General features: G+C 46.3%; 20 protein-coding genes. 12 read left to right on the top strand and 8 right to left on the bottom strand.

The genetic code is table 11. The features are described from left to right. Window positions 1–2 precede the first annotated feature (2 nt). The 3 genes from AB4Y93_RS06350 (at window position 3) to AB4Y93_RS06360 (ending at window position 3,619) form a co-directional block, all read left to right on the top strand. Complete coding sequence (locus AB4Y93_RS06350) at window positions 3–449, top strand: hypothetical protein (RefSeq protein WP_441890068.1); 447 nt, start codon at window positions 3–5, stop codon at window positions 447–449. 141 nt (window positions 450–590) lie between these two features. Next, window positions 591–1,385, top strand: coding sequence for an ABC transporter ATP-binding protein (locus tag AB4Y93_RS06355; RefSeq protein WP_441890070.1), 795 nt, complete (start codon window positions 591–593; stop codon window positions 1,383–1,385). After that, on the top strand, window positions 1,370–3,619 hold the full coding sequence (locus tag AB4Y93_RS06360) for an alpha/beta hydrolase (RefSeq protein WP_441890072.1): 2,250 nt from the start codon (window positions 1,370–1,372) through the stop codon (window positions 3,617–3,619). Before AB4Y93_RS06355 ends, AB4Y93_RS06360 begins: the two co-directional genes overlap by 16 nt. Before the next feature lie 43 nt (window positions 3,620–3,662). Here the strand turns inward: AB4Y93_RS06360 and AB4Y93_RS06365 are convergent, their stop codons facing one another. After that, window positions 3,663–4,355, bottom strand: a complete 693-nt coding sequence (locus AB4Y93_RS06365) for a queuosine precursor transporter (protein ID WP_441890074.1) — start codon at window positions 4,353–4,355, stop codon at window positions 3,663–3,665. Between the two features lie 226 nt (window positions 4,356–4,581). On the opposite strand from AB4Y93_RS06365, the gene helD reads away from it, so the two are divergent. Further along, window positions 4,582–6,909, top strand: a complete 2,328-nt coding sequence (gene helD / locus AB4Y93_RS06370) for an RNA polymerase recycling motor HelD (protein WP_441890076.1) — start codon at window positions 4,582–4,584, stop codon at window positions 6,907–6,909. A gap of 9 nt (window positions 6,910–6,918) precedes the next feature. Here the strand turns inward: helD and AB4Y93_RS06375 are convergent, their stop codons facing one another. Next, window positions 6,919–7,491, bottom strand: coding sequence for a helix-turn-helix domain-containing protein (locus AB4Y93_RS06375; RefSeq protein ID WP_441890078.1), 573 nt, complete (start codon window positions 7,489–7,491; stop codon window positions 6,919–6,921). Window positions 7,492–8,158: 667 nt separating this feature from the next. On the opposite strand from AB4Y93_RS06375, the gene glgB reads away from it, so the two are divergent. The 5 genes from glgB to AB4Y93_RS06400 are packed head-to-tail and all read left to right on the top strand — an operon-like array spanning window position 8,159 to window position 15,811. Further along, window positions 8,159–10,066: a 1,4-alpha-glucan branching protein GlgB gene (gene glgB / locus AB4Y93_RS06380; protein ID WP_441890080.1), complete on the top strand. Its 1,908-nt coding sequence runs from the start codon at window positions 8,159–8,161 to the stop codon at window positions 10,064–10,066. A 15-nt stretch (window positions 10,067–10,081) separates the two neighbouring features. Beyond that, entirely contained in the window at window positions 10,082–11,251 is a 1,170-nt protein-coding gene (locus AB4Y93_RS06385) for a glucose-1-phosphate adenylyltransferase (RefSeq protein WP_441890082.1), read from the top strand. Beyond that, the gene (gene glgD / locus AB4Y93_RS06390; protein WP_441890084.1) at window positions 11,248–12,360 is read left to right on the top strand and encodes a glucose-1-phosphate adenylyltransferase subunit GlgD; all 1,113 of its coding nucleotides are present in this window, start codon (window positions 11,248–11,250) and stop codon (window positions 12,358–12,360) included. Before AB4Y93_RS06385 ends, glgD begins: the two co-directional genes overlap by 4 nt. Window positions 12,361–12,401: 41 nt before the next feature. Beyond that, window positions 12,402–13,865 (top strand): glycogen synthase GlgA, encoded by a 1,464-nt coding sequence (gene glgA / locus AB4Y93_RS06395; protein ID WP_441890086.1) that lies wholly within the window; start codon window positions 12,402–12,404, stop codon window positions 13,863–13,865. Next, the gene (locus tag AB4Y93_RS06400; RefSeq protein ID WP_441890088.1) at window positions 13,847–15,811 is read left to right on the top strand and encodes a glycoside hydrolase family 15 protein; all 1,965 of its coding nucleotides are present in this window, start codon (window positions 13,847–13,849) and stop codon (window positions 15,809–15,811) included. Before glgA ends, AB4Y93_RS06400 begins: the two co-directional genes overlap by 19 nt. Before the next feature lie 114 nt (window positions 15,812–15,925). Here the strand turns inward: AB4Y93_RS06400 and AB4Y93_RS06405 are convergent, their stop codons facing one another. From AB4Y93_RS06405 to AB4Y93_RS06430, 6 genes are all read right to left on the bottom strand, one after another. Continuing rightward, window positions 15,926–16,057, bottom strand: a complete 132-nt coding sequence (locus AB4Y93_RS06405) for a sporulation protein YjcZ (protein WP_441890090.1) — start codon at window positions 16,055–16,057, stop codon at window positions 15,926–15,928. A 114-nt stretch (window positions 16,058–16,171) separates the two neighbouring features. Beyond that, window positions 16,172–16,582, bottom strand: a complete 411-nt coding sequence (locus AB4Y93_RS06410) for a spore germination protein GerPE (protein ID WP_441890092.1) — start codon at window positions 16,580–16,582, stop codon at window positions 16,172–16,174. A gap of 14 nt (window positions 16,583–16,596) precedes the next feature. Then, window positions 16,597–16,818: a hypothetical protein gene (locus AB4Y93_RS06415; protein ID WP_441890094.1), complete on the bottom strand. Its 222-nt coding sequence runs from the start codon at window positions 16,816–16,818 to the stop codon at window positions 16,597–16,599. 22 nt (window positions 16,819–16,840) lie between these two features. Continuing rightward, on the bottom strand, window positions 16,841–17,503 hold the full coding sequence (gene gerPC, locus AB4Y93_RS06420) for a spore germination protein GerPC (protein ID WP_441890096.1): 663 nt from the start codon (window positions 17,501–17,503) through the stop codon (window positions 16,841–16,843). 18 nt (window positions 17,504–17,521) lie between these two features. Beyond that, window positions 17,522–17,725 (bottom strand): spore germination protein GerPB, encoded by a 204-nt coding sequence (locus tag AB4Y93_RS06425; protein WP_132304456.1) that lies wholly within the window; start codon window positions 17,723–17,725, stop codon window positions 17,522–17,524. A 3-nt stretch (window positions 17,726–17,728) separates the two neighbouring features. Continuing rightward, complete coding sequence (locus tag AB4Y93_RS06430) at window positions 17,729–17,959, bottom strand: spore germination protein (protein ID WP_441890098.1); 231 nt, start codon at window positions 17,957–17,959, stop codon at window positions 17,729–17,731. 161 nt (window positions 17,960–18,120) lie between these two features. Between AB4Y93_RS06430 and AB4Y93_RS06435 the strand changes: the two genes are divergently transcribed. From AB4Y93_RS06435 to AB4Y93_RS06445, 3 genes are all read left to right on the top strand, one after another. Next, window positions 18,121–18,567 (top strand): Hsp20/alpha crystallin family protein, encoded by a 447-nt coding sequence (locus AB4Y93_RS06435; RefSeq protein ID WP_441890099.1) that lies wholly within the window; start codon window positions 18,121–18,123, stop codon window positions 18,565–18,567. A 106-nt stretch (window positions 18,568–18,673) separates the two neighbouring features. Next, window positions 18,674–18,874, top strand: coding sequence for a hypothetical protein (locus tag AB4Y93_RS06440; protein ID WP_441890101.1), 201 nt, complete (start codon window positions 18,674–18,676; stop codon window positions 18,872–18,874). Window positions 18,875–18,908: 34 nt separating this feature from the next. Next, entirely contained in the window at window positions 18,909–19,133 is a 225-nt protein-coding gene (locus AB4Y93_RS06445) for a hypothetical protein (RefSeq protein ID WP_441890103.1), read from the top strand. Window positions 19,134–19,181 lie beyond the last annotated feature (48 nt).

Here is a 19,181-nt window from a genome sequence, read left to right on the forward strand (position 1 = left end):
GAATGGATCAAAGAGGCGTAAAGATTACGGATCGTCATAAGAACGATTATCCGCAGTACGAAGTGTCCGCTCCAAATGCAATGCCAGATTTAAATGGCGGTAAAGTGGAAGAGTGGGCAAATGAAAACAATGTGAATAATGTTCATGAAGAAATGGCAGCGGATTTCGCTGTCGGCAGTCCCGTCTCCTATGTACCAAGAGAGCAGAGTATTGAAGAAGCTGCAGCAACAGTAGAGGCCGGAGGTACGGCACTTGGCTGGGTAGCGCTTGTATTCGCGGCAGCGTCATGGTTCTTATGGCCAGTGGTGCTGGGCATAACTTCAGCGGTACTTGGCTTTATTGCCTATCGTCAAGGTGCAAAAGCGCTTGGCAGCTGGGCAATGGCGCTTGGCCTTATCGCTGTATTGCTTTCATTAGTCATTGTTCCCTTTTATTACGCAGTAACTTAAGTTAAAAAGCCTTAGCGGTTATTTTGCCGCTGAGGCTTTTTTGTTACATATGGGTACGACCATTCGGAATGACAATAACTTTGGATTGCCCCTCTGCCCGATTTTACCTATAATTTATAGATGTATGGGAGGGGAAGACGAATGATTATTGATATTCAGCAAGCAGGCTGGGAACGTAGTGATAAACATGTTCTAAATAATATCAACTGGCAGGTTCGACCGAATGAGCACTGGTGCCTGCTAGGCCTTAATGGATCGGGGAAAACAACGCTTCTTAATATGATAAATGGTTATATATGGCCCACAAGCGGGCAAATCTCGGTGCTTGGCAAAAAGTTCGGTGAATACGATTTGCGTGAGCTGCGCAAAAGTATCGGCTGGGTCAGCACATCGCTTCAGCAAAAGCTTTATGGAAGCGAGAAAGCATTAAGTATCGTCCTAAGCGGCAAGTTTGCCACCATTGGACTATATGATCAAATAAATGATGAGGATCGAGACAAAGCTCTGTCCTTATTGACGAATCTAGGCTGCGCTTATTTAGCGGAGCGTACGTATGATACGATGTCCCAGGGTGAACGGCAGCGCGTCTTGATTGCAAGAGCCTTAATGGCGGAGCCAAAGCTGCTCATATTGGACGAGCCATGTACGGGGCTTGACGTATTTGCAAGAGAGCAGCTGTTATCCATGATTCATAAAGTGGCTGCTAATGGACCTACTATTATATATGTAACTCATCATGTTGAGGAAATATTGCCATGCTTCACCCACACTATGCTTATCAAGCAAGGTGAGGTTTTTTCAGCAGGAGCTACTCAAGATGTACTAACCTCTGAACGAATGAGTCGATTCTTTGATGTTCCTGTTGAGATTGAGCGCCGTGATGGACGGAATTGGCTATTTGTGAAGGAATCGGAGTCGTTATGGAACTCGAACTAATCCAACAACCCGAACCTAGAAGAAGAAGGCTTGCAAGCTGGCTTCGCAATCGATTCACACGAAGACTGGAGTATGACGGGCCGCTTTGGCGGGCAGGCTCTGCAGCTTTACTATTGTTCGGCTCTGCTGCTATTACAGCAGCCGCTTTGGGTATGCCGACTGGATTCGGGACAGCTGTTGATATTGGCGCATTTTTATTAGCTAATGCATTAGCTTTGCTTGTTGCGTCTCAATTGTTAGCGATTATTCTGTCCTTGCTGCATGTTCCGGTTCCGCGTTTATTTGCAGGCTTTCTACTCTACGTTGGATTTGAATGTTATTATATTCTCTCATATTCTGATTTCGAATTATGGAATTCGATCCTTTGTGCCACTATTTATACGGTGATTGGCGCTATTGCAGGCGTGTTAATTGGTTGGTTCAGCCGATCACGGCTTAGGATTATTGGTGGATTTTTGTTAGCTGCAGTCCTTATCATTGGAAGTTTTATCTGGTTCTTCGAGCCACTGAGCAGCAGAGATGTTGCTGCATCAGCCTTTGCTGATGTTGAGGATGTAAATACTTCAGCTTTGATTGACGCCGATAACCCTGGCGAGCCTGGTGATTACAGTTATACCTTTTTCACCTATGGAAGTGGTTCGGATAAACAGCGTCAAGCCTATGGGGAAAAGGCGGATCTGATCTCGAACTCGGTTGATGCGTCCGATTACATTAAGCATTGGTATTGGATGAAAGAGAAGTTCTGGGGTTTCGATGAAGAAAGCCTGCCGCTAAACGGCCGGGTATGGATGCCGGAAGGGGAAGGTCCTTTCCCTCTTGTACTTATGGTGCATGGCAATCATCTTATGGAAGACTTCTCGGATGCCGGATACGATTATTTGGGTAAGCTGCTTGCGAGCAGAGGATTCATCGCTATATCTGTTGACGAGAATTTTCTGAACTATTCTACTTGGTCTGGCATCCCGGATAATGACTTCAAGGTGCGAGCTTGGTTGCTGCTCAAGCACATTCAGCAAATTCAAAGCTTTAGTGAAATGCCGAATAGTGCTTTCTATAATCGGGTTGATTTTACGAATGTAGCCCTTCTTGGTCACTCTAGAGGTGGTCAGGCGGTTGCTATGGCAGCCGATTGGGACACTTGGTTTGCCAAAGACCAAACGCTTGACAGCTTCAAGAATAGTGAGGTACAAATCCAAACGGTAATCGCACTTGCTCCAACAGATAAGTCGATCGACAGTACAACGGCGAAGCTGACCGATGTTAACTATTTGACATTACAGGGAGCTAGGGACGGCGATGTAAATGATTTTTACGGGGATCGGCAGTATATTCGCACAAGCTTCACCGCAGATTCCGGTTACTGCAAGGCATCCGTTTATTTGTCTGAAGCGAATCACAGCCGATTTAATACCGAGTGGGGTACGATGGATGAACGTCCGCCAGGCGGACTGTTCCTAAGCCAGCGGGGAATGATGAAAGCTGAGGAGCAGCAGCAGGCTGCGAAAGTATACGTAGCCGCTTTTCTTGAAACCACGCTGCATCATCAAACCGACTATGTTCCTCTCCTGCAGGACTATCGAGTCGGGATGCAATGGCTGCCGGATTCAACTGCTTACGTGACGCGGTACGAGGATTCGTCGTTCGATACGATTGCAAGGTTTGATGAGGATCACAATAAGACAACACTGCCGCAAGGCGGGAAGCTTGAAGCTGACAACCTGAAATCCTGGGATGAGCTGGATGTGAAAGACCGCGACCATAATAACAAGGGAACTGTTGGTGCGCAGATCGAATGGCTGGAAGACAGCTCTTATACGTTATCATTAGCAAAGCCATTTTCATTGCTGTCTGCCGTTCAAGGGAACCAGGTACTAGCTTTCTCTATGGCTAACATGGCTTCACAGCTTGATCCTGCTAATCAGGAGTCATCACCGCAAATTGAAATCACATTAAACTCGGAAGACGGAGGAAGTAAGAGTCTGCCGCTTGATAAGTATATGCCTGTTCAGCCACCGTTCCAAACGACCTATACGATTATTCCTTGGCTGGAAAAGTCGATAAAAGGCGGGAAATATAAGCATGAGACAGAATCTGTGTTTCAGACCTACCGACTTCCACTGGCGGATTTCGCTCAAGCTAATACGAACGAGGATATATCCATTAGCTCGATTACTTTCCACTTTATTGGTGGACCAGGGAAAATCATGCTTGATGATATTGGCATTTCGCAATAAACAAACAAAGGGCTCCTCATGGAAGGAGTCCTTTGTTATGCCGTTATTCTTCTTTGAAAGTAAATCGCCTTGCTGCATACAAGAATGGTGTAGAGCAAACCGAGACGATAAATTTGATGACGTAAGTGGAGAGAAAGACAGAAATCCATACGCTTCCTTGCAGTGTGCCTGCGAAAGCAATGGTGCAGAAGATTAAGGTATCTACGAACTGGCTGACGACTGTGCTTCCATTATTCCGAATCCAGAGCTGGCCGGGGGCAGGAAAGACCCGTTTAAGAATCGAATAAATCCGCACATCTAGAAACTGACTGACGAAATACGCACATAAGCTGCCTAGTGCAATTTGAGGCATTAGCCCAAATATCATATGAAGGGCATCATTGGTATCATGCGCCAGATCTGAGCTGTCCGGATGGAAGAGCAGCGCCATCTGCATAATAATAGTGGATGCAATTAGGGTGAAGAAGCCGAACCATACGGCTTTTTTAGCCGCACGCTCGCCATATTTCTCATTTAACAGGTCAGATGCGAGATAAATGGTACCGTACATCGTGTTGCCAAGCGTAATGATAATGCCAAAAGGCATTTCTACGGTTTTGACGACCTGAATATTAGCCAGAACGGTAGCCATGCCAATCCAGGCGTATATGCCAACTCGTCCGAATAAACGGTATGAAACAAGGAATAACGAAAAATGTATAAGCATAAATAGTACGCCAAACAACAAATTAAACATAATTGCCTCCTAAGGTAATCATAAGGGATTATATGAAGCGCGAAACTTGCAGCCCGGTAACGCAAGGTGTATGATGGATTTTCTGCCTTTGACATTATAATCGTTCACTATCAGGGGATCAATACAATTTGTCGTCTTTTCTTTGACAGGCAGATTTTGCTACAATGAGAAAACGATCTTTTTACAAGAATAAGAAAGTAAAGTTGCTTGAAGGAGAGGATAAGTTATGCAAGGCGAGCAGCGTATGGAGGAACAAAAACGAGTTGATCGTGTGATGAGATTGATTCGAGAGCAGTTAGGGAAGCTGCTGCAAACTTCAAGCGGTATGAGGGAAGATATCGTTGATATTCGGAAAAACTTTTGGGATGATGTCACCATAAACTTTGAGGATTCGGCTGAAGCAGCGGAATCTGCAGCAAGCTTGAAGCAGCAGGCCGAAGTGCTTGCTGAACGTGAGCATAGCCATAGACATGCCGAGCAGCAGGTCAAGCTGCTCCGGAAGCTGGAGCAAACTCCTTATTTCGGGCGTGTAGACTTTATAGAAGAATCTACTGCGGAGAACGAACAGATTTACCTTGGGATTGGATCTATGCTGGATGAGAGTGGTTCGAATTATCTTATTTATGATTGGCGTGCGCCAGTATCCAGCTTGTACTATGATTACTCTCCAGGTCCAGCTGAGTACGTTACACCAACGGGGAATATTAAAGGCGATATGACGCTGAAGCGGCAGTACGTGATTCGCCGAGGGAATATTGTAAGCATGTTCGATACCGGTGTTACGATTGGCGACGAGTTGCTGCAAGAGGTGCTTGGCAAGCAATCGGATGCGCATATGAAAAGTATAGTAGGGACGATTCAGCGTGAACAGAACCAAATTATTCGAAATGAACGTGCTCGGTTGCTTATCGTGCAGGGAGCTGCCGGAAGCGGCAAGACGTCAGCAGCTTTACAGCGTGTAGCATATCTGCTCTACCGTTACCGTGGAACGCTGCAGCCGGATCAAATCGTGTTATTCTCGCCAAACTCGATGTTCAATAGTTATGTTGCGACTGTTCTTCCGGAGCTTGGCGAACAAAACATGCAGCAAACGACCTATCAGCAATATCTGGAGCATAGAATTGGGCAATCGTTTGCGCTCGAGGATCCGTTTGCTCAGATGGAATATACACTTGGAGCCATGAGTGATCCTTCCTACGAAACGCGAATTTCGTCGATTCGACATAAATCGGGAGCGGCCTTCATGAAGGTGATCGAACGTTATGTCGAATCCCTTGGGGAGTCAGGACTGCTGTTTAAAGCGATTAAATTCCGTGGCCGCAAGCTGGTATCTGCTGAGGCGATCGGACAGCATTTTTACAGCCTGAATAAATCGTATACGGTTCCGAATAGGATGAAGATGGTAGCGGATTGGCTGCTAAAGGAGCTAACGAGATTAAGTAAGATAGAGAGGAAGAAGCAGTGGGTAGAAGATGAGATGGAGCTGCTTGATAAAGAAGCTTACATCCATGTCTACAATGAACTGCGCCGCAAAGAAGGCAGCTCGTCGGAATCCTTTGATGAGTTTGACCGCGAGAAAGATATGCTTGCTTCAATAATCGTACAGGAGCGGTTCAAACGACTGCGGAGCCGGGTGAAAAAGCTTCGATTTGTTGATACGCAGACGCTATACCGCCGATTATATGAGAATGAACAGGCACCATGGCTGGAGGAAGACCGCTTTGCTGAATGGGAAGATATTCGCAAGCTTACGGTAGAGAAGCTTTACCGTGGCGAGCTTACTTATGAAGATGCAACACCGTACTTATATATGAAGGATTTAATTGAAGGTTTTCAGATGAATACGTCGGTTCGGCATTTGTTCATTGATGAGGCACAGGATTATTCGCCGTTCCAATTCCATTATTTAAAACGGGTATTCCCGATGGCTAAGATGACGGCGCTTGGTGATCTGAATCAGTCGATATTTGCACATGCTGCATTAGGCAATGGTTTTGATCCACTTGGGGATCTTTATAATAAGGAAGAGACGGAGACAATTGTACTGACTCGAAGCTATCGTTCGACAAAGCAAATTGTCGAATTTACGAGCCGTATGATTGAAGGCGGGAGTCGAATTGTGCCGTTTAATCGCATTGGTGACGAACCAACGATAACAGCAGCGGCTAGTGTTGGGGAACTGCAAGCTATGGTTGCTGAGAGAATTCGAGCTCTTCAGGGCGAAGGTGCGCAATCGATTGCGGTCATTTGCAAAACAGCAGCCGAAAGCTTGGCAGCTTTCGAAGCGTTAGCAGGTGTATGTCCAGGAATCCGGTACATTGAGAAAGAAACGGTGACCTTTGAGAACGGAACCGTCGTGATTCCTTCTTACTTGGCTAAAGGCGTAGAGTTTGATGCGGTCATTTTGTATAACGCGTCTAAAAGCGTTTATGGCAAAGATAGTGAGCGTAAGTTGTTCTATACAGCTTGTACTCGTGCCATGCATGAGTTGCATCTCTTTTACACTTCTGAGCCAACACCATTTCTTTCTCATGCTTTTTCATCCCGAAAATAGTTCAGTTGTTTACCGGCTGTTGCGTACTTCTGGCCAAATATCGCTGACAGCAACTTGCAGTTCAGCAGCAATAAGCTCAGCCGTTAATCGGTTGGGCTTTTGTATGTGGCCATTACGAAGCTTGGATATGGTCTGAAGCGAGATATTGGTGGAGGCTGCAAGCTGATTGGTGCTAATATCTCGTTTGGCCATCCACATTTTCAATCTTTTGGCGGAATCGAATACTTGGATGATTGCATTCTCATGCGAGTTGTACTCACTTCTATCCTCGAACATAATCAAAGCGTAGCTCGCATCATCCTCATCGGTTACCGTCAGCGCCCTAAATTCGACATGTACAGCAATATCCTGTAGATTGGCAGTTGTGAGGCATGTCTCTAGTGTGAAATGCAGGCTGCTGTCGCATGGCAAATGGCTGTTGATTACCAGATCAAGTGATGCAGATTGTAGTTGATTATGTCTATATCCTGAAAGCCGGCAAAAGGCTTCATTCGTTTCGTGAATGGTTATTGCTTCTCTCGTCACTCTGACAAGCAGCATGGGCTGATCCAGTATCTGAAAGATGTGATAAAACGGTGGCAATAATCTGTTCCTCCCTTTAATACCAAGTGCGCCAATGTACAAAATCGAGTATAAGCCGTTGGCGGATTCTATTCAATAGCTTAACTATATTTAACAAAATCGTCACGTATAAATCTATTTTGGTTTAATAAATTAAACTTGCTGGCAGTAAACGGTTCTATCGTTCGGATGATGCCATATCAATGATGAAATGCTAGATTGATCAGCTATCAGCGAGCTTTATTAGAATCCTAGTTCTCAGTTAAGATAAGACAACGCAGGTTGTAGCTACTAGGGGGAAACATACATCATGAAAACATGCGATATAGAGAATTGTTCCAAACCAGTCAAAGCAAGAGATTTATGCGCTATGCACCATCAACGTCTTATGAGACATGGTGATCCACTTACCGTATTGCCTCGCAGGACAAAGAAATTGCTTTCGTGCAGCTGGGTGAATTGTTCAACTCAAGCTGTATCGAAAGGGTATTGTGTTAAGCATTATTACATAAACCGCGTTATGTTAAAAAGTGGTCAGATTAATGTGAGGTAACTTAACATCATTTTCTGAAAATGGGGTGTGAATTTTCATAAAAACATGTATAATAAGGGTATCTCCCTAATTTCTAGAGATTGAGCCCTGATTTCGTTGCGGCACCATTCTACCTAATGGAGGCGATTGTCGGAAATGATTCAAACGGCACCGTATGGCCTTCAAATGAGCGATTTATATTTGTTCAACAAGGGCTGCTCTTACCACAGTTACCGGTTCATGGGTGCACAAGTGATGGATGTTGAAGGTGAAATTGGCGTCAGGTTTGCCGTTTGGGCCCCGAACGCCAGGGAGGTTCGTCTTGTAGGCGATTTTAACGACTGGAATGGTTCCGAATCGCTAATGGAGCGCGTTGGGACGACTGGGATATGGGTTATTTTCATTCCAGAACTAGGCGAAGGCGTTGTTTACAAGTACGAGATTATTACCTTAACAGGCGAGCATTTGCTCAAAGCAGATCCTTACGCATTTCTTGCCGAAAGGCGTCCTCAAACCGCTTCCGTTGTTGCTAATCTGGGCGGATTCCCATGGCGGGATAAGAAATGGGTGGATACAAAGCATCAACGACCCTCATACACCAATCCACTGTTAGTTTACGAAGTGCATGCCGGCTCTTGGAAGCTGAAAGGCAAAGAAGATTTTCTTACCTACGATGAAATGGCGGAGCAATTGGTTCCTTACGCCGCCGAGATGGGGTACACCCATATCGAGCTGATGCCGATTAACGAGCATCCCTTCGATCAATCCTGGGGTTATCAGATTACAGGCTATTATGCGCCATCCAGCCGTTACGGCAGGCCAAAGCAGCTGATGCATTTTATCGATTGCTGCCACGCACAAGGAATTGGTGTTATCCTGGACTGGGTGCCCGGACATTTTTGCAAAGATGCTCATGGGCTCAGGCGTTTTGACGGAACCCCGATATACGAAGGGGCAGACGAAAAACTTGCCGATAAACCGTTATGGGGCACATTAGCTTTTGATTTCAAACGGAATGAAGTGGTCAGCTTTCTGATCTCGAACGCCATCTACTGGATGGAGATGTTCCATTTCGACGGCCTTCGAATCGATGCTGTTGCCAGCATGATTAACCTCCACATGGATAAACCGCCCGAGCTGTTCACCTGGAACGAGTTTGGCGGTATTGACAATCTAGACGCTCTCCGCTTTATGAAACGGCTAAACGAAACCATATTTCACTACTACCCAGAAGCACTAATGATTGCAGAAGATTCTTCCGCTTGGCCTGCAGTTACCTCACCTACCTACTTAGGCGGGCTTGGCTTCAATTTTAAATGGAATATGGGCTGGATGAATGATTTTTTACGCTATATGTCGACCGATCCAGCTGACCGCTCACACCACCACCACTTACTTACTTTCTCACTTCTATATGCTTTCTCAGAAAATTACGTTTTACCGCTGTCACATGATGAAGTCGTACACGGCAAACGATCCCTTCTTAACAAAATGCCCGGCACCTATGAAGAGAAATTCGCTCAATTACGCTTGTTGTATGGATATTGGATCGCACATCCCGGCAAGAAGCTGCTCTTCATGGGCGGCGAATGGGGACAGTTCGATGAATGGAAGGATCGTGATCCTCTTGATTGGATGCTGCTAGATTACGAGCTTCATGCCAAGATGCAAGATTACGTCCGAGTTCTGAATCATGTCTACACCAAAGAACAATCGCTGTGGGAACGTGATCAGGACGCAACCGCTTTCCAATGGATTGATGTGAATAATGCTGAACAATCGATCATATCTTTCATTCGTTATGGCAGGCAAGGCTTTTCCGTGACTGTTGCCAACTTCTCCAGAAATGATTATTCCAATTATCGATTAGGCGTGCCGCAGCCAGGCTGTTATCGCATGATCCTAAACAGCAATGAGGAACAGTTTGGAGGTTCGGATTCACGGTCTACACAGCAGTATGACAGCGAGAAAGAGGGCTGGCACGGCTATAACCAAAGCATTTCCATCTATCTCCCCCCTCTATCCTTCCAATTATTCAGCTTTGTGAGTGGGGACACACATTAAGAAGGGGTTGGTGTCATGGGTCGAAAAAAGGAAATGGTTGCAATGCTTTTGGCAGGAGGAGAAGGTAAGCGATTGGGTGTTCTCACGAAGGATTTGGCGAAGCCTGCGGTGTATTTTGGAGGGAAATATCGCATTATTGACTTTACGCTAAGTAACTGCGCCCATTCCGGAATTGATACGGTTGGTGTATTAACACAATACCAGCCTCTTGAACTGAATCGGTATTTGGGCATTGGAAGCCCGTGGGGGCTCGACCGCAAGGATGGCGGCATGGCCATTCTGCCTCCGTATGTGAAGCAAAAGGGCGGCGTATGGTATAAAGGCACGGCGAATGCGATTTATCAAAATATGGCGTTTATCGAGCGCTATGATCCAAACTATGTTCTGGTCATCTCGGGTGACCATATTTATAAAATGGACTACGATCTCATGCTGCAGCATCATAAGAAAAGTGGTGCAGATATTACGATTGCCGGCATTGAAGTCCCTTGGAAAGAAGCGAGCCGATTTGGCGTTATGCACGTCGATGACGAGGATCGTATTACGGCATTTGAAGAAAAGCCAAAAACACCAACCAGCAATATTGCCTCCATGGGCGTTTACATTTTCACATGGTCTGTTCTGCAAAAATATTTGATCAATGACGAATTAAGCCGCAATTCCAGTCATGACTTTGGTAAAGACATCATTCCGGCGATGATGAGAGATGGGCTTCATCTAAGCACATATTCCTTCCGGGGCTATTGGAAAGATGTCGGTACCATTGATAGCTTATGGGAAGCCAATATGGATTTGCTGGACGATAAGACATCGCTTGATCTAGCGGATAAAGAATGGCGTATTTACTCGGTAAGTCCAAATCGTCCTGCGCAATATATTGCTTCGGGGGCAAGTGTAACCTCTTCTCTGGTGACGGAGGGCTGCATTGTAGAAGGGGATGTCGAGCGTTCTGTGTTGTTTTATGGCGTAAATACCGGTAAGAACAGTATTGTCAGTGAGTCGGTCATTATGCCGAATGTACGTATTGGAAAAGGCGCCCGCATTTACCGCGCGATTATTGGTGAAGGTGCAGTAATTGAGGATGGCGTTTCAATCGGCAGTCCGGATGATAATGCAATAACCGTCGTTGCTGTAGGAGAATTTGTAGCTAACGAACCTGTACTTCTGGAGGTGGAGCCGTCATGAAACATCAGGTAATGGGCGTTATTAATCTTATTCATGAAACAGATGATATGGAGCGGCTGACTCAAAACCGCTGCCTTGCGACCGTGCCTTTTGGTGCGCGATACCGGCTTATTGATTTCATTTTATCGAGTATGGTGAACTCGGGAATCAATAAAGTAGCCATATTTGCACATACGAAATATCGTTCCCTTATGGATCATGTAGGTTCAGGCGACCATTGGGACTTAAATAATCGTCAAAGCGGGTTGTTCCTGCTGCCGCCGGCAACCGATGATATTCAAGAAGTGAGCCGCGGTGACTTATATCATTTCTACCAGCACCGTGATTATTTTAATCGATCGACAGCGGAGTATGTTGTTATTGCCCGCAGCCACATGGTATGCAACATTGACTTCGAGCCTATTATTGAAGCCCATAAAGCACGTGAGGCTGATATAACGGTTGTATGTAGAGAAGATGCCGATCTCATGGGCGGCAAAGCGCGCAAGGTGAAGATGAATGCCGATGGTCGGATTACAGCTATGCAGGATCACTATGGAAGGATGCACAGCAGTGTATCTTCCATGGAGATGTTCATTATGCGTAAAGACCTGCTCATGGAGCTTGTTGAAACCTCACTAGCACAAGGGCAGGACCATTTGGTCCGTCATGCGATTTTCTCAAGAATTGATAAGCTGCGGGTATATGGTTATATGTACGAAGGTTATTTGGCTGTTGTGAATACATTATCGAGCTTCTATCAAAGCAATATGAGCCTTCTTAGCCAAGACGTATGGCGTGAATTGTTCTTCCAGCCGGGTACTATTTTTACGAAGGGCAAGGATGAGCCACCTGCTCGTTACCTGGGAACCGCCAAAGTAACCGATTCTCTGATTGCAAATGGCTGCCGTATTGAAGGGACCGTAGAGAACAGCATTTTGTTCCGTGGTGTTCATGTCCGCAAAGGAGCTGTTGTCCGCAACAGCATCATTATGCAAAATGGCGATATCGGCGAGAATAGTCTCGTTCAGCATTGTATTCTCGACAAAGATGTTCGCGTTCAATATGACCGTGATATTCGAGGTTCTTCTGAAAATCCGTTTCTTGCAGGTAAACGTAAAATTATATAAAAAAGTATCATACCAATGGATAGGGTGCGAGGTGATCAGATATGAATATATTAATGGCTACTTCTGAAGCGAATCCGCTCGCTAAGTCGGGAGGACTAGCTGATGTTGCAGGCGCTTTGCCGAAGGCTCTGAAGCAGCGTGGAGCCGATGCTAGAATTATTATGCCCAAGTATGAGGAAATCTCTGAGTCTTATATTCAGCAATTTGAGAAAGTAGCAGAATTTCAAGTCAGTTTCGGCTGGAGGTCGCAGTATTGCGGCCTGATGAAGGCCGAGATTGATGGAGTCGTATTCTATTTGATCGACAATGAATTTTATTTCAGGCGCAGAGGGCTTTATGGCTATGGCGATGATGCAGAGCGTTTTGTATTCTTCTGCTTCGCTGTGATGGAGTGCGTGCGTTATCTCGATTTCCGACCTGATCTTGTCCATTGTCATGACTGGCAGGCTGGACTTATTCCGTTCCTGCTCAAGACTCGATATGTTAATGATCCGGGCTGGGCAGGTGTGAAATCCGTATTTACAATTCACAACTTGATGTATCAAGGAATATTCGGAATTGACCTGCTGAAGGAGCTGCTTGGAGCAGGCGATGATATGTTCACGGCTGATCGTCTGGAGTTCGAAGGTGCTGCAAGCTGCTTGAAGGGCGGGCTTGTCTATGCGGACAAACTTACCACTGTCAGCGACACCTATGCAAAGGAGATTCAAGGCTGGGAGTACGGAGAGCGTCTTGATGGTCTCCTGCGCTATCGATCCGGTGACTTGACCGGCATTGTGAACGGCATCGACACCGAATTATTTGATCCGATGAATGATGCTGCGTTACATACACCATACCGATCTTCACTTGCACGCAAGCGGAAGAACAAACTGTCTTTACAGGCAGAGCTGGGACTTCCGGAATCGGAAGAGACACCACTTCTTGGCGTCGTCAGCAGACTTGTTGAGCCCAAAGGCCTCGATCTGATTACATCGAAGCTGGATCAGCTGTTGCAGGAGGATGTCCAGGTTGTCGTACTTGGGGCAGGGGAGAAACAGTACGAAGACAGTATGAATTGGTTCGCAGCTATTTATCCACATAAATTTAAAGTATGGCTTGGTTATAATGACCGCCTTGCAAGACGGATCTATGCCGGCTCGGATATTTTTCTTATGCCATCAAGGTTTGAGCCTTGCGGGCTTAGTCAGCTGTTGGCTCTTCGTTATCGCTCGATACCGCTCGTTCGTGAAACGGGCGGTCTAAAGGATACGGTGCAGTCTTATAATGAAATGACCGGGGAAGGGAACGGCTTCAGCTTTACGTATTATAATGCGGACGATTATTGGTACACTCTGAAGCGGGCACTCTCCTTCTATCGGGATGAAGAGGTATGGCGCAAAATCGTTGATAATGCCGGGAAGGAAGATTATAGCTGGAACCGGTCGGCGAAAGCTTATATGGCCTTGTATGAACAACTTGTTGTTTCTCGAAAGGGGACTGAACAATGGCCCGTCACCTTGTAATCGGCAATGGTAAACTGCTGCTCAATTTGGATCAGCATTGTTTTATCCGGGATATTTATTATCCGTACGTTGGACAGCTTAACCATGTGGGCGGTCACTATTGCCGATTCGGGATTTGGATCGGAGGCGCATTCTCTTGGCTGGATGAGAAAGAATGGACGTTCGAGCTCAATTATATCGAGGATTCCCTTGTGACCAATATTATTGCAAAGCATGAGGGTCTTGGCGTTGAACTGCATATAAACGACGGTATTCATCAGCGCGAGTGTATTTATATTAAGCGTGTAGTCGTTCGAAACCGAAGGAACGATAACCGGGAGGCGAGATTGTTCTTCCATCAGGACCTGATGATTGAAGGCTCTGAGGTCGGCGATACAGCGGCGTATTATCCGGAGAATAATACCTTGTTCCATTACAAACGGTCGAATTATTTCATGTTCAGCGGATGTACGGATGAAGGCGGCATTATGCAGTATTCGACGGGGATTAAACGATTCCATTCAGCAGAAGGAACATGGCGTGATGCAGAGGACGGCGTCTTGATGGGCAATACGATAGCCCAGGGGTCGGTCGACAGCACGATTGGCCTGCGTACCACTGTGCCGGCTAATGGTGAGAAGACTTTGTATTACTGGATGTCTGTTGGTAAGAATCTGGAGGAAGTAAAGACGCTGAATAAATATGTGAAGGATAACCATCCTGAAAAGCTGCTTAGCCGAATCGTGATCTACTGGAAGCATTGGCTGCAGCGCGCAGAAACCGATCTAGGCGATTTGCCGAAGGATGTTGTCCGTATGTTCAGACACAGCCTGCTGCTCGTAAGAACGCAAGTGGATGAGCGTGGGGCGATCTTGGCAGCCAATGATACCGATATCCTCCAGTACAATCGTGACCATTACAGCTATATGTGGCCGCGTGATGGGGCTCTTATCGCCGAAGCGATGTCGCTGGCAGGCTATCAGAGTGTCATATCGCCATTTTTCCATTTTTGTGCGAATGCACTCTCCCCTGAAGGCTATTTATTTCACAAATATAATCCGGACGGTACAGTAGGCTCCAGTTGGCATCCCTATATCGTGAAGGGAAGCCAGCGTATTCCTATTCAAGAGGATGAGACTGCGCTTGTGCTGTTCGCTTTATGGCAGGATTATTCGCGTAATCAGGTCATCGAGCTGCCCCAATCCCTATACAGCAATCTCATTCGGAAAGCTGCTTCCTTCCTTAGCGAATACATCGAGCCGGAACTTTCACTTCCGAAGCCAAGTTATGATCTATGGGAGGAGCGGTACGGAATCTGGACGTATACGGCCGCTTCTGTATATGCCGGCCTTATGGCAGGTGCCTTCTTTACCGAGTTATTCGGCGATTATGAGCGGAGTGACCATTATAGGAATGTAGCCCATACCATTAAGACGGGGATTTTGACGCATCTTTGGGATGAAGAAACGGGGAGATTCGCCCGTGGTCTTGTTCAAAGGGATAATCGCTGGGTGAAGGATATGACACTGGAGAGCAGTGTCTTTGGTCTGTGGGAGTTTGGCGTATTGTCCGTTCATGATGAACGTATCGCTACGACGATGAATGCGATTAAGGAAGGATTACAAATTCGGACCGATATTGGCGGCATCGCCAGGTATACGAATGATTATTACTTCCAGCAGTCCGGGGAGATTGATCAGGTTCCGGGTAATCCATGGATTATATGTACATTATGGGTTGCGAATTATGAGATCGATTCTGCACAAACGCTGGCGGATCTGGAAGGACCGTATAAGACGCTGGAGTGGGTAGTTAATCATGCTTTGTCCAGCGGACTGCTCCCCGAGCAGCTAAATCCGTATGATGGTTCTCCCTTGTCTGTTGCGCCGCTGACATGGTCACATGCAACTTTCGTGCAGAGCGTCAGTAAATATGCAGCGAAATACAAGGAATTGAAGTCCTTATAATACGTAAAAGCCGCTTAGATCGCTCTAAGCGGCTATTTTATGAGGCTATGGCTGCATGCCCGCAAATATTAGGGAGTCCGGACTCCCTTTCATGAATTCAATCGACAGCTCTTCTTAGTAGAAGCTGCAAGTACGAATGATGATAACGAGCAAGACAAACAGAACAAGAATGTAAGCCGCACTATTGTTCCAGACTCCTTGAACCGGTGCACAGCCTGTGTTAGCTCCAGCTACAGGATATCCCATTGTTCATTCCTCCCGAGTCATTGTTGTGATTATCAATTACAAGACCAATATATGACGGGGGGTCTTATCGGAATTGGACATTTGTACCTGTGCAAATGCTTTTGATGAATATGCCTATCTGATTTCAATAAGCGATTTCTCATACTGTCTGATATGTTTAATACGTGATTCGGCAGTTGTTCGCATGGCATTGCCGGCAAGAAAGCTGGCGGTGGAGCCTACGGCTGTCACATAAACACAACCCACCTTGATACGAGGACAATGATTCACCCGCCGGATGCAGACATCATCTCCGGCTTCTGTTTCCGGATCAACGAGTTTTGGGAGCGGGCGGTAGAATATCGGATAAGATTCGAAATAGACGCTTCCGGCCTTTGTGTGGTCAATAGCACGTTGTACGGCAAGAGCGTTCAGCCTAGGTGTTGCTTCCCCTCGATCTCCAAATTGGACAATAGAGGAAAGCGATACGTCAACGATGGAAACTAACGCGATCTCGGAAGTGCGTATCGTAAAATTCTGCTGCATTATGGAAACCTCACTTATCCAGCCATCGGCGCTTCGCCAGCAGCCTGTTCTTCATCTTCTGGAGTCGGAAGCGGGGCAATTGGACCTGCGATAACGGATTCTGGTGGAGTGTCAAACATGGAATAAAGTGTGACGTGATCGGAGTCGCCAATCTGGAACATAGAGGCTGCCGATACGCCTAAGATCTCAATCGATCCTACGGTTAAGCCGCAATTGTGTACAGTGAAATTCAACATACATTCTCAACTCCTCACGCAATTAGGTAGGATTGCCGCCTCCATTATTTAACAGCTGCATATATCTTTGCATTGCGGCATCAACATCCCTTATGGTTTTGGAGAAAATGACTTCTTTTTTCTGCTGCTCGGTCTCTGCACCATTCGAATTGGCCTCGCCAGGCTTCAATGTCATATAGAAATGGATACGGGAAGGCATTTGCTTCCGTATGTCTTCCAGAACCATTCGTCGGTGGTAAGGATCGAGCTGCACCCCGTATTCGGATTCCAATTCAACTAGCTTTTGCATGCCTTGCATATTTAAATAGTGATCGACCTCACTGCGAACATCAGCATATGGAGCAGAAGGCGGCGTTAAGCCAGAAGCTGCTGCCGGATAAACGTTTGGCTTAGGAGGGACGGACAGCTGCTCAATGTCTCCTTCTCCATTTGGCGTGCCTAGCGGTGTCATTCCGATATTTAACGTTCCTTCAAGCTTCTCTACTTTTAATTGGTCAAAATGATACTCGAGTTTCTCGATGTTATAGGTAGGCTTGCTCTCTATTTGCTTAAGCTGTTCACATAGAACAGCAAGCTGCTGCTCCAGCGAGTAAATCTGTGTCTGTTGTGCTTTTAGCTTGGATTGAAGCTCAAGTGACCAGGCTTGCCATGGAGATAACCCATTGCCAGGCGGGGGCTGCTGCATAGGGAATGCCTCCTCTCTTTAAGCGGGATCAGGAAGCGGAACAAGGGAGAGCGGGCTTTCTTCTCCAAGCTGCGGAGCAGGGCCCGTGAAACCTCCCGAGTTATACATTTGTGACAAGGACCGGATTGATCCCGCGCTTCCGACTTGCAGGACTGAGCTGTTGGATACACTGTTCACCCGAAGCTGCTGAATGGTAATGGTCTGATATATTGTCCAATTCATACATTACACCACGTTTTCCAGGTTGTTCTGAGAATTGTCTTGTACATCTGGATCTAGCGTATTAGTGGCGCTGACTGCGTTATTCGAGTTCGCCAGGCTTCCTGTTAGGAACGAGCCAGAGCCAGCATAGGTTTTGGTCTGGCTGGACGGTGATACTTGAACGGCGTCTCCGAATTGAACAACGGCACTGGAACCAACACTAACGACTTTTACAAATCCAACGATAGATGGCATGCGTACTCACCCTTTTCCCTTAAAGCGTCTTGTGTATTATCGTATGCGGCATATGCCTAGAGGTTCCGCAGCCCGTGTGGATAGAAGCCTACGAGGACCATGTAGCCTCTCCGCCCAGCTTCGCATATGCTAAAGGTAGAACGGCTGGAGGTGAACGGGACATGGAGAAGAAATGGGATGAGCTGGAGCGATGGCTGGACGGTCAACGTCTGCCAAAGGGCTTCGATGTCATGAAGGAACCGGATTGGGTTGAGCAGTTTGTTCGCAAGATGATGACAAAATCTCTGCCGGCTGCGGCAAATTCAATTCTGGATCAGGCGGAAGAAGAAGGGATATCCTTTTTCGAGACGCATCATTTCTTGCTCGTGAAGTTTCACCTTCCGCGTGAAGTAAACCGTGAAGATCTGCGCCTGCTCGTAAGGGATGATCGTCTTCGTATCGAAGGACTTCCAAATAATCAGAAAGAAACGATAAAGCTGCCTAAGCTTGTTCAGCCAAAAATCTGCCGTGCATTAGTGAAGAACTTCGTACTGCAGGTGAAGCTCCGTAAAAGGCCAAGGGCAGGAGCTTATTATGAAGCCGATATTCGATGGTTGAAAGGCCGCTAAGGCAGGGCCTTGATACTGTCGTTTTTTTGTTGCTAGCGAATGAATGGACAATCCCTTATAATGCTAATAGTGTGTACTTGCATTTTTACATAAGGGAGTGTATGCAGTGGCTTTAGTCGATGTCAGTGACATCTCTGCTTCATTATTTATTATCGGGGTCGTCTTTCTATTGCTTATCTTCGGGTTATTAAGCTTTGGTATTCTTCGTATGTTCCAGCAACGCTTCCGGTATGGCTGGGTATGCTTTGGCGGAGCAGTAGTCAGCTTTATTGTGTTAATGATTATTTTGAACAAGTGGTATTTATAGCGGGAGCTGCAGATGAATTGGAGGTGTGCCCGTTATGATGTGGACGGCAATATGGTTTGTAGTTAATATGTTATTCGTAGCGTCGGTCATTACGTTATTGTTCATGCATCGCTTCGTTACCGAAGCGGCAATGGATCCGGCGGGTGTGCAGCGACTAGCTGTCGCAAAGCGCAGAAGGAAGATTGTATCTATTGTCAGCTCGCTGTTATTTCTAGCTATGTGTGCAAGTTTCTTGATTAATATGCGATTAAATGGCTGATAAAGTTGTGCCAAGCGAGAGGCTCTCATTGACGAGAGTCTTTTTTTT

Origin of the sequence: Paenibacillus sp. YAF4_2, from assembly GCF_052113225.1 — a bacterium.
Lineage (GTDB): Bacteria > Bacillota > Bacilli > Paenibacillales > Paenibacillaceae > Pristimantibacillus.

What these genes read in the sequence shown, in the direction of transcription:
- AB4Y93_RS06405 (WP_441890090.1), bottom strand. Translation starts at nt 16,057, where the DNA reads ATGGGATATCCTGTAGCTGGAGCTAACACAGGCTGTGCACCGGTTCAA.
- AB4Y93_RS06415 (WP_441890094.1), bottom strand. Translation starts at nt 16,818, where the DNA reads ATGTTGAATTTCACTGTACACAATTGCGGCTTAACCGTAGGATCGATT.
- AB4Y93_RS06435 (WP_441890099.1), top strand. Translation starts at nt 18,121, where the DNA reads ATGGAGAAGAAATGGGATGAGCTGGAGCGATGGCTGGACGGTCAACGT.
- AB4Y93_RS06385 (WP_441890082.1), top strand. Translation starts at nt 10,082, where the DNA reads ATGGGTCGAAAAAAGGAAATGGTTGCAATGCTTTTGGCAGGAGGAGAA.
- gerPC (WP_441890096.1), bottom strand. Translation starts at nt 17,503, where the DNA reads ATGCAGCAGCCCCCGCCTGGCAATGGGTTATCTCCATGGCAAGCCTGG.
- AB4Y93_RS06355 (WP_441890070.1), top strand. Translation starts at nt 591, where the DNA reads ATGATTATTGATATTCAGCAAGCAGGCTGGGAACGTAGTGATAAACAT.
- AB4Y93_RS06400 (WP_441890088.1), top strand. Translation starts at nt 13,847, where the DNA reads ATGGCCCGTCACCTTGTAATCGGCAATGGTAAACTGCTGCTCAATTTG.
- AB4Y93_RS06425 (WP_132304456.1), bottom strand. Translation starts at nt 17,725, where the DNA reads ATGAATTGGACAATATATCAGACCATTACCATTCAGCAGCTTCGGGTG.
- AB4Y93_RS06445 (WP_441890103.1), top strand. Translation starts at nt 18,909, where the DNA reads ATGATGTGGACGGCAATATGGTTTGTAGTTAATATGTTATTCGTAGCG.
- helD (WP_441890076.1), top strand. Translation starts at nt 4,582, where the DNA reads ATGCAAGGCGAGCAGCGTATGGAGGAACAAAAACGAGTTGATCGTGTG.
- AB4Y93_RS06410 (WP_441890092.1), bottom strand. Translation starts at nt 16,582, where the DNA reads ATGCAGCAGAATTTTACGATACGCACTTCCGAGATCGCGTTAGTTTCC.
- AB4Y93_RS06365 (WP_441890074.1), bottom strand. Translation starts at nt 4,355, where the DNA reads ATGTTTAATTTGTTGTTTGGCGTACTATTTATGCTTATACATTTTTCG.
- glgB (WP_441890080.1), top strand. Translation starts at nt 8,159, where the DNA reads ATGATTCAAACGGCACCGTATGGCCTTCAAATGAGCGATTTATATTTG.
- AB4Y93_RS06350 (WP_441890068.1), top strand. Translation starts at nt 3, where the DNA reads ATGGATCAAAGAGGCGTAAAGATTACGGATCGTCATAAGAACGATTAT.
- AB4Y93_RS06360 (WP_441890072.1), top strand. Translation starts at nt 1,370, where the DNA reads ATGGAACTCGAACTAATCCAACAACCCGAACCTAGAAGAAGAAGGCTT.
- AB4Y93_RS06430 (WP_441890098.1), bottom strand. Translation starts at nt 17,959, where the DNA reads ATGCCATCTATCGTTGGATTTGTAAAAGTCGTTAGTGTTGGTTCCAGT.
- glgA (WP_441890086.1), top strand. Translation starts at nt 12,402, where the DNA reads ATGAATATATTAATGGCTACTTCTGAAGCGAATCCGCTCGCTAAGTCG.
- glgD (WP_441890084.1), top strand. Translation starts at nt 11,248, where the DNA reads ATGAAACATCAGGTAATGGGCGTTATTAATCTTATTCATGAAACAGAT.